Origin of the sequence: Frankia sp. AgKG'84/4 (genome assembly GCF_023242965.2) — a bacterium.
Lineage (GTDB): Bacteria > Actinomycetota > Actinomycetes > Frankiales > Frankiaceae > Frankia.
Genome location: NZ_JALKFU020000218.1, coordinates 1 through 7,960 on the forward strand (window position 1 = coordinate 1; position 7,960 = coordinate 7,960).

Annotated in this window: 9 protein-coding genes; all 9 read left to right on the forward strand. The window is 71.4% G+C overall.

Annotated elements, in window-relative coordinates:
• A partial coding sequence (locus tag MXD58_RS14665) for a cupin domain-containing protein (RefSeq protein ID WP_518478072.1) occupies positions 1–328 on the forward strand: 328 nt, incomplete at its 5' end.
• A 156-nt stretch (positions 329–484) separates the two neighbouring features.
• Entirely contained in the window at positions 485–715 is a 231-nt protein-coding gene (locus MXD58_RS14670; protein WP_248840590.1) for an MbtH family protein, read from the forward strand.
• A gap of 51 nt (positions 716–766) precedes the next feature.
• Positions 767–2,413 carry an amino acid adenylation domain-containing protein gene (locus MXD58_RS14675; protein WP_248840591.1) on the forward strand — a complete coding sequence of 549 codons (1,647 nt, stop codon included), beginning with the start codon at positions 767–769 and terminating at the stop codon, positions 2,411–2,413.
• Between the two features lie 91 nt (positions 2,414–2,504).
• Positions 2,505–3,497 carry an iron-siderophore ABC transporter substrate-binding protein gene (locus MXD58_RS14680; protein ID WP_248840592.1) on the forward strand — a complete coding sequence of 331 codons (993 nt, stop codon included), beginning with the start codon at positions 2,505–2,507 and terminating at the stop codon, positions 3,495–3,497.
• A gap of 713 nt (positions 3,498–4,210) precedes the next feature.
• Positions 4,211–4,642: a nitroreductase/quinone reductase family protein gene (locus MXD58_RS14685; protein ID WP_248840593.1), complete on the forward strand. Its 432-nt coding sequence runs from the start codon at positions 4,211–4,213 to the stop codon at positions 4,640–4,642.
• Positions 4,639–5,778, forward strand: a complete 1,140-nt coding sequence (locus MXD58_RS14690) for an SDR family NAD(P)-dependent oxidoreductase (protein WP_250609412.1) — start codon at positions 4,639–4,641, stop codon at positions 5,776–5,778. Before MXD58_RS14685 ends, MXD58_RS14690 begins: the two co-directional genes overlap by 4 nt.
• Before the next feature lie 41 nt (positions 5,779–5,819).
• Positions 5,820–6,044, forward strand: coding sequence for a P-loop NTPase family protein (locus MXD58_RS14695; protein WP_250609413.1), 225 nt, complete (start codon positions 5,820–5,822; stop codon positions 6,042–6,044).
• A 131-nt stretch (positions 6,045–6,175) separates the two neighbouring features.
• Positions 6,176–6,742: a hypothetical protein gene (locus MXD58_RS14700; protein ID WP_248840596.1), complete on the forward strand. Its 567-nt coding sequence runs from the start codon at positions 6,176–6,178 to the stop codon at positions 6,740–6,742.
• An 89-nt stretch (positions 6,743–6,831) separates the two neighbouring features.
• Complete coding sequence (locus MXD58_RS14705; protein ID WP_248840597.1) at positions 6,832–7,740, forward strand: NAD(P)-dependent oxidoreductase; 909 nt, start codon at positions 6,832–6,834, stop codon at positions 7,738–7,740.
• Positions 7,741–7,960 lie beyond the last annotated feature (220 nt).

Here is a 7,960-nt window from a genome sequence, read left to right on the forward strand (position 1 = left end):
CGCCGACCGACCCGATGTTCTCCCGCCACGTCACCCGCGACACCGAGTTCTTCGGCAAGCACCTGCCGGCGGGATCGAGGTCGACCTGGACACGTTCGTCGAGTCCTGCGACGAGACGTCCACGACCCACGTCCACGACGAGCACCGCCTCGTCATGATCGAGACCGGCGACATGCACTTCTGGAACAACATCACTCACAAGATCTCGCTCACCGACGGCGACAAGATCCTGATTCCGAAGTCACGGCTGCACGGCTCGACGGTCCTGTCCGGATCTTGCACCTACCACCAGCCGATCATTCCGGACGAGATGTACGCGAAGTTCTGAGCGCGCGAAGTATGGTTAGGTTTTCCTTGCATAGGTAAACCTAACTTGCTACCGTTTCGGCCTGTTGAAACCGTGTGACCAGGCCGAACGCACTGCCCTCCACACTCCGCCCTCCACACTCCGCCCTGCGCACCCCGCGCGAACCCGGGAGACGCCGTGTCCACAAATCCGTTCGACGACGAGGCCGGCACTTTCTACGTCCTGGTCAACGACGAGGAGCAGCACTCACTCTGGCCGACGTTCGCCGAGGTCCCCGCCGGCTGGCGGATCGCCTTCGGCGCCGATGGCGCGGGCACCCGGGCCGCCGCCCTCGGCTACGTCGAACAGCACTGGACCGACCTGCGGCCCCGCAGCCTGCGCGAGCGCACCGCCGCCGCGGGGAGCTGACCCGTCCCGGCGTCTCGACCGCCCGTGCCCCGTCAACAGTGAGGAAATGCAGTGAACGTGCGGGTCGACGGCGCCGCGCCGCCGGACGGGTCGACCGACCAGGTCATCACCCTTGACGGTCTGAACGACCCGAGCCTGCCCGCGGTCACCACGACCGTGCCCGACCTGTTCACCGCCCAGGTGCGCGCGACCCCGGACGAGACCGCGCTCGTGGCACCCGAGGGACGGCTGACCTATCGGGAGCTCGGCGTAAGGGTGTTCCAGCTCGCCCGCGTGCTGCGGGCCCGTGGCCTGCGCCCCGAGGACGTCGTCGGCATCCGGCTGGTGCGCGGCGCCGAGATGGTCGTCTCGCTGCTGGCCGCCATGGTGGCCGGCGCGGCGTTCGTCCCCGTCGAACCGTCCTGGCCCGAACAGCGCCGCCGCCGCGTCCTGGACGACGCCCGCGCCCGGCTGGTGCTGACCGGGCGCGGCGCGCCCGCGACGGTGGACGGGGTGTCGGCCCTCGCGGTCGACCTGGCGGCCTGGGCGTGGGACGGCGAGTCCGCCGAGCCGCTCGACCTGGCGATCCCCGGCGCGGGGCTCGCCTACGTGATGTTCACCTCCGGTTCGACCGGCGCACCCAAGGGCGCGATGATCCGCCACGAGGCGATCGCCGAACGGCTGCGCTGGCAGGTCGAGGACCTGTTCGGCTTCGGTGTCGGCGACGCGTCGCTGTTCAAGGCGCCGCTGTCGTTCGACATCTCGATCAACGAGGTCCTGCTGCCGCTGGTCTGCGGTGCCCGGCTTGTCGTCGCGGAGCCCGCCGGCGAGCTCGACCCCGGCTACCTGCTCGACCTGATCGAGGATGAGCGGATCACCTTCGTCTACCTGGTCTCCTCGATGCTGGACATCCTGCTGGAGGCGGCCGAGGGAACGTCGTCGCTGGCGTCGCTGAAACACGTCTGGTGCGGCGGCGAGGTGCTCACGCCCGCGCTGTTCGCTCGGTTCCGCGCCCAGCTCGGCGTCGCCATGTACCACGGGTACGGGCCGGCGGAGACGACCATCGGCGTCTCCCACGTCATCTACCGCGACGACGCCGAGCGCCTCGCCGCCTCGATCGGCCGGCCGAACCCGTACACCCAGCTGCACGTCCTCGACGACACCCTGGCGCCCGTCGCCGCCGGCGAGACCGGCGAGCTCTACGTCGCCGGCTTCCTGCTCGGCCGCGGCTATGTCCGCAACGGCGCGCTCACCGCCGGCCGGTTCGTCGCGAACCCGTTCGCCGCGGGCGGCGGCGCGCGGATGTACCGCACCGGCGACCTGGCCCGCTGGAGCGCGGCCGGCTGGCTGGAGTTCGTCGGCCGCGCCGACAACCAGGTGAAGATCCGCGGCATGCGTCTGGAACTGGAGGAGGTCGAGGCCGCCCTGGCCACCCACCCCCGGGTCCGCCGCGCCGCCGTCGTGGTCTCCCGCGACACCGCCGCTCCCCGCCTGCTCGCCTTCGTCGTCACCGCCGGGGACGGGATCGCCGCGGACGGGGTCGCCGGCGGGTCCGGTGCGCTCGGCGACGAGGTGCTGGCCTGGTGCGCCGAGCAGCTTCCCCAGTACATGGTGCCGAGCGTGCTGACGGTGCTCGACACACTCCCCGTCACCGCCGGGGGAAAGGTGGACCGCCGGGCGTTGACGCAGCCGCCCGCGGCCAGCGGTGGCCGTCCCTGACCCAGGCGCCGGATGTCGTTCGCAGAATCTGCTACCGCGAGCCCCGGGGCACGCGACTGATCATGAAACGAGATAGTACGTGCGAAAGAGAATGAGACTCCTCGTCGCGGTGCTGCTGGCCATCGTGGCCCTGGTTGTCGCGGCCGGCTGCGGCAGCAGCGGTAGCGACGGCGACAGCACCTCGGCGACGGGCGCGAGCGCCAGTGCGCCCGCCGGCAGCTTCCCGGTGACCCTGACGGACAAGTTCGGCTCGACGACCATCAAGGCGCAGCCCAAGCGCATCATCGCGCTGAGCTACGAGGAGGACACCCTCGCGACGCTCGGCATCACCCCGATCGCGTACGCGAAGAACGAGTACAAGGCAGACGGCGTCTTTCCCTGGCTGCAGGGCAAGATCGACCTGTCGAAGAGCGCCGCGCTCGACACCAGCAGCGACCTCAACCTGGAACAGATCGCCGGGCTGCGCCCCGACCTGATCCTCGCCACGAACTTCTACAACCTGGCGGACTACCACGACCGCCTTGCCAAGATCGCACCGGTCGTCGCCTACACCGAGGACGCCGGCATCGCGACCTGGCAGGAGAACAGCACCATCATCGGCAAGGCCGTCGGCCGTGCGGCGGACGTCCAGAAGGCCATCGACGCCACCACGAAAGTCATCCAGGACACCAAGAGCGATCTGCCCGGCCTGGCCGGCAAGACGTTCAGCTACGCGTTCTACTACGAGCCCGGTGGCCTCGCCGTCATCGACGACCCGAAGACCGTGTCCGTGCAGCTCTACTCGGACCTCGGCCTGAAGCTCGCGCCCGGCGTCACCGCCAACGTCGTCGACCGCTCGCTCAGCATGGAGAAGATCGGCTCGCTGGACGCCGACTTCCTGCTCATCGGCTTCGCCACGGACGCGCTGAAGACCGAGCTGAACGCCAACAAGCTGTTCACCGACATTCCCGCCGTCAAGGCCGGCCGCGCCCTGCAGGTCGACGCCTTCACCGCCGGCGCCGTCAACAACCCGACCATCCTCAACATCCCGTGGCAGCTCGACCAGCTCAAGGCGACCCTCACCAAGGTCGCCGGCACCGGCTGATCACCCCAGCCGTTCAGCGCGGCGCGCGGGTTTTTTCCGCGCGCGGCGCTGAACCGGTCCGTCAGGCCGTCCACGTGGCCAGCGGCGCCGCCGTCGCATCCCGCGAATACCGAACGGTGGTCAGTGCCCGGCCGGCGAGGATCGGAAAGACGACGCCCACGAGGCTGAGGCCGATGGAACGGGTCCGACACGGCCAGCCGCGGAGACGTCACCGTCCGCGCATCCCGCTGAACCTCCGACCGCGGTCGCTACGGCCAATAAGGCTGCCACTTTTCTCATGCTCTTCCCCCGAAGACAACGTGCGCCCGTCGATGATCGCGGCGTCCCGGCTGGACCGGGTGGTGCCGCTGTGCACAGCGGCTAGGGCACGGCGGAACTCCCGCATCGCAGCGCGTCGCGACGGGTGCCCGCGGACCCCCGGGCCCCGCCGACCTCGGTGCGCCGTACACGGCACAGTGCACCGCGGTGCACTCGACTGCCGTCCGCCGCGCTGCGCCGTACACGGCACGGTGCGCTGCGGCGCACCGGGTGCGAGGAGGACATCGGTGATCGCGACGGGGGTACCCTCGTGGCGCGAACAAGACAATCCGGGCACGCAGCTGCGGGGCTGTGTCAGCATCGGGCAGCGATCCGGTGCACGCCCTCCCTGGCCGTGAGGAACACGGCGTTCGCCGGACCCAGCGGGGAGGCTCCGGACAGGGGAGAGTTGGCAGGTGGCAAGGGAACGGTTGTTCAAGGCGGTGAACGCCGCCCATGGCGTTCTCGTGCGGGTGACCCGAGGGCGCCTCGGCGGGCGGGCCGGTGGGATGCCCGTGCTGGAGCTGATCACGACGGGCCGGCGCAGCGGCCGTGCCCACACGCTGCGCCTGACCTCCCCGATCCGGGAGGGCTCGACGATCGTTCTGGTCGCCTCCCGCGGCGGGGACGATCGCGACCCGGACTGGTACTTCAACGTCTGCGCCAACCCCGACGTGCGGGTTCGACCCAGCGGCGAGGCATGGCAGGCGATGCGCGCCCGGCCGGCCACGCAGGAGGAGCGGGACCGCCTGTGGCCCCGCATCGTCGCCGAGAACCGCTGGTACCGCGGCTATGAGCGTAAGACGGAGCGGCTGATCCCGCTGGTCATGGTGGAGCCGGTCACATGACGCTTCGCCTGGACGGTGCCCGCGGGATGCCACAAACCGGGGCGAGGACCCGTTCTGACCGGCCGCCGTGGACCCTCGTCGACGTGCCCGACCAGAACGGCCGGACGGCCGTGGTCACCGGCGCCGACTCCGGCATCGGCTTCGAGATCGCCAGGGTGCTCGCTGGCCGCGGCGCGACCGTCGTCATGGCCTGCCGCAACCTGGACCTGGCCGAGCGGGCCGCCGACCGCATCCGCGCCGACGCCGGCCCGTCCGGCGCGGACGTCCGTATCCAACGCCTTGACCTGGCCTGTCTCGCGTCCGTCGACGCGGCCGCCGACGCAATCCGCTCCGCGTATCCCCGGCTGGACCTGCTGGTCAACAACGCCGGGGTGATGCGCCCGCGCGCGACCCACACCGAGGACGGTTTCGACGCGACGTTCGGCGTCAACCATCTCGGTCATTTCGCCCTCACCGGCCTGCTGCTAGACCGGCTGCTGCCGACCCCCGGATCGCGGATCGTCACGGTCAGCAGCCTCGCGCACCTCTGCGGCCGCCTGCGCGCCGACGAGCTGTCCCGCCTACCGGCACGGTCCGAACCGGCCGCCGCCATCATCGGCCGCCCCGCCGCGGCGGGCAGCCTCGTCTCGGCGGGCGGCACCGCCGACGCGGCCCGCGTCCTGGGCTACATGCCCCGCCCGCGGCGCAGCGCGGACGACCCGCTCGGCGCCCCGCGGATGCGACTGCCATATCCGAGTTCGAAACTCGCCAACCTGCTGTTCAGCCACGAGTTGCAGCGGCGCCTCGAAGCGGCGGGCGCCGAGACGATCGCGGTGGCAGCGCACCCCGGCATCGCCCGCACCGACCTGGTCCGCGAGCTCCCACCGTTCGCCCGCGCGTTCGTCACCGGACGCCTCGCACCCGCGATGGGCTGGCTCATCCACAGCCCCGAGGCCGGTGCGCTGGCACCGATCCGCGCGACGGTCGACCCCGCCGTCCGCGGCGCCGACTACTACGGCCCCGACGGCCTCTTCGGTGGCACCGGCCACCCGGCACCCGCCCGCGCCGGCCGCGCCACCCGCGACCACACCCGCCGCCACCTGCTGTGGTTCGAGTCCGAACGCATCACCGGCGTCACCTACCCGTTGCCGCGCTGACACCGCTCGCGCTCCGCGGACAGTAGCTACCGGTGCCGCCGTTGCCGCTGCGAAGGAAACGCCCGCCCGGGCTGGTCGATCAGGACGGTTATTTCGTCGTCCATGCCCCACGACAGACGGGCAAGACGACGGCGCTGCGGGCGCTGGCCGCTGAACTGACGGCGTCCGGCCGTAGCGCCGCCCTGTATTTCTCCTGCGAGTTCGGCGAGGCCGCGGGGGACGACTACCGCGCGGGCATGCCCGCGACCCCTGGTGCTTTTCTTTGACGAGATCGACGCCTTGCGCGGGCAGAGCCTGATCAGTGTGCTGCGGCAGCTCCGGGCCGGCTTCAGCGAGCGACCGGAATCGTTCCCCGCCTCGGTGGCGCTGCACCCTGGTCAACCTCGACGCCTATCCGGTGCGGATCGCCAACCCGATCTATCGGGAAGTCGTGGCCCGGGTGCTGACCGACGGCGTCGAAGCCGTCGTGTTCGCCGACCCCCGGTCTTTCGTCCGGGCCGACGGCCGGTTCGACATGGCGGCGATGCTCGACGAGTTCACCCAGTTCTGGGTCGAGAACGGAGAGATCCTGCCCTCCGGCCGGCGATATCCCGAAGCCGCGCCTCAGCTCGTCCTCATGGGTTTCCTACAACGCGTCGTCAACGGCGGCGGCTACGTCGAACGCGAGTACGGCTTCGGCCGCGGCCGTATCGACCTGCTCATCCGCTGGCCGTACTCGGCGCCGGACGGCAGGCGCCGCTGGCAGCGCGAGGCCGTCGAGCTCAAGGTGCGCCGGGCAGGCGAAGCCGACCCACTTCGCCGCGGCCTGGCGCAGCTCGACGGCTACCTCGACCGGCTCGGCCTCGACCACGGCATCCTCGTCATCTTCGACACCCGCCCCGAGGCCCCACCCATCGCGGAGAGAACCGTCACCACCACCGTCACGAGCCCTGCCGGCCGCGCCGTCACCCTCCTGCGAGGCTGACTCCTCCCTCGGAGTCCCCGGTCCGGATACTGGCAGTAGCTCAGGCTTGTCCGGGAACGGCAACATTCAGGGAACGGGAGTGCGCGCTGATGCGGGTTGCCTTCATCGGTCTCGGGAACATGGGCTTTCCGATGGCCGGCCACATCGCGGCGGCGGGGTTCGAGGCTGCGGTCTTCAACCGCACGCCGGCCACGGCGAAGCGGTGGTCCGAGCAGCACCAGGGTGCGGTGGGGGCGACCCCGGCGGCAGCGGCGGCGGGCGCCGACGTGGTGTGCCTGTGCGTGGGCGCGGACGACGACGTCCGCGCCGTCGTCACCGGGCCGGACGGTGTGCTGGGCGCGCTGGCACCGGGCGCGACGATCGTCGACCACACGACGACGTCCGCCGAGCTGGCCACCGAGATCGCCGCCGAGGCGGCGAAGCGTGGCGTCGGGTTCATCGACGCGCCGGTGTCCGGCGGGCAGGCCGGTGCCGAGGCGGGGAAGCTCAGCATCATGTGCGGCGCCGATCCGGACGTCCTCGCTCGGGTCCGCCCGGTGCTGGCCAGCTACGGTGCGACGATCACGCGGATCGGGCCGGTCGGCAGCGGTCAGCTCACCAAGATGGTCAACCAGATCCTCGTCGCCGCGGCGATCGAGGGTGCCGCGGAGGCGCTGAACTTCGCCGTCGCCGCCGGCCTCGACCCCGACCTGGTGATCCCCGCGGTCAGCGGCGGCGCCGGCAGCTCCTGGTATCTGCACAACCGTGCCGAAACGATGATCCGCGACGAGTTCGACTTCGGTTTCGCCGTCGACTGGATGCACAAGGACCTGCGGATCTGCGTTGCCGAGGCGGCCCGGCGCGGCATCCCGGTGCCGCTCGCGGACCTCGCCGAACGCGATTTCGCCACCGCCCAGGCCCGTGGCGAGGGCCAGCTCGACGCCTCCGCGATCATCCGCGTGCGCCGCGCCGCCACCGCCCAGCCGCACGCCGACCCCGCCGACCCGTCGTCCCCCTGAGGCGTCGTCCCCCTGAGGCGTCGTCCCCCTGAAGCGTCGCCGCCCGCCGGTGGTTCAGGTGGGGTCCAGCCCGTCGAACGGCCGTCGCCACCGTGCCATCCGCCAGCCAGCGGCGATCAGGAGCACGCCGGTCGCCAGCGCCATGACGATGGTGACGATGCCGTGATAGGCGGCGGTGCGCACGCCGTGCGGCAGGTTCGCCAGCGCCGCGGCGGCGCCC

Bases quoted from the DNA above. Each gene is read 5' to 3' on its own strand.
- MXD58_RS14705 (WP_248840597.1), top strand. From the start codon at position 6,832: ATGCGGGTTGCCTTCATCGGTCTCGGGAACATGGGCTTTCCGATGGCC.
- MXD58_RS14690 (WP_250609412.1), top strand. From the start codon at position 4,639: ATGACGCTTCGCCTGGACGGTGCCCGCGGGATGCCACAAACCGGGGCG.
- MXD58_RS14680 (WP_248840592.1), top strand. From the start codon at position 2,505: ATGAGACTCCTCGTCGCGGTGCTGCTGGCCATCGTGGCCCTGGTTGTC.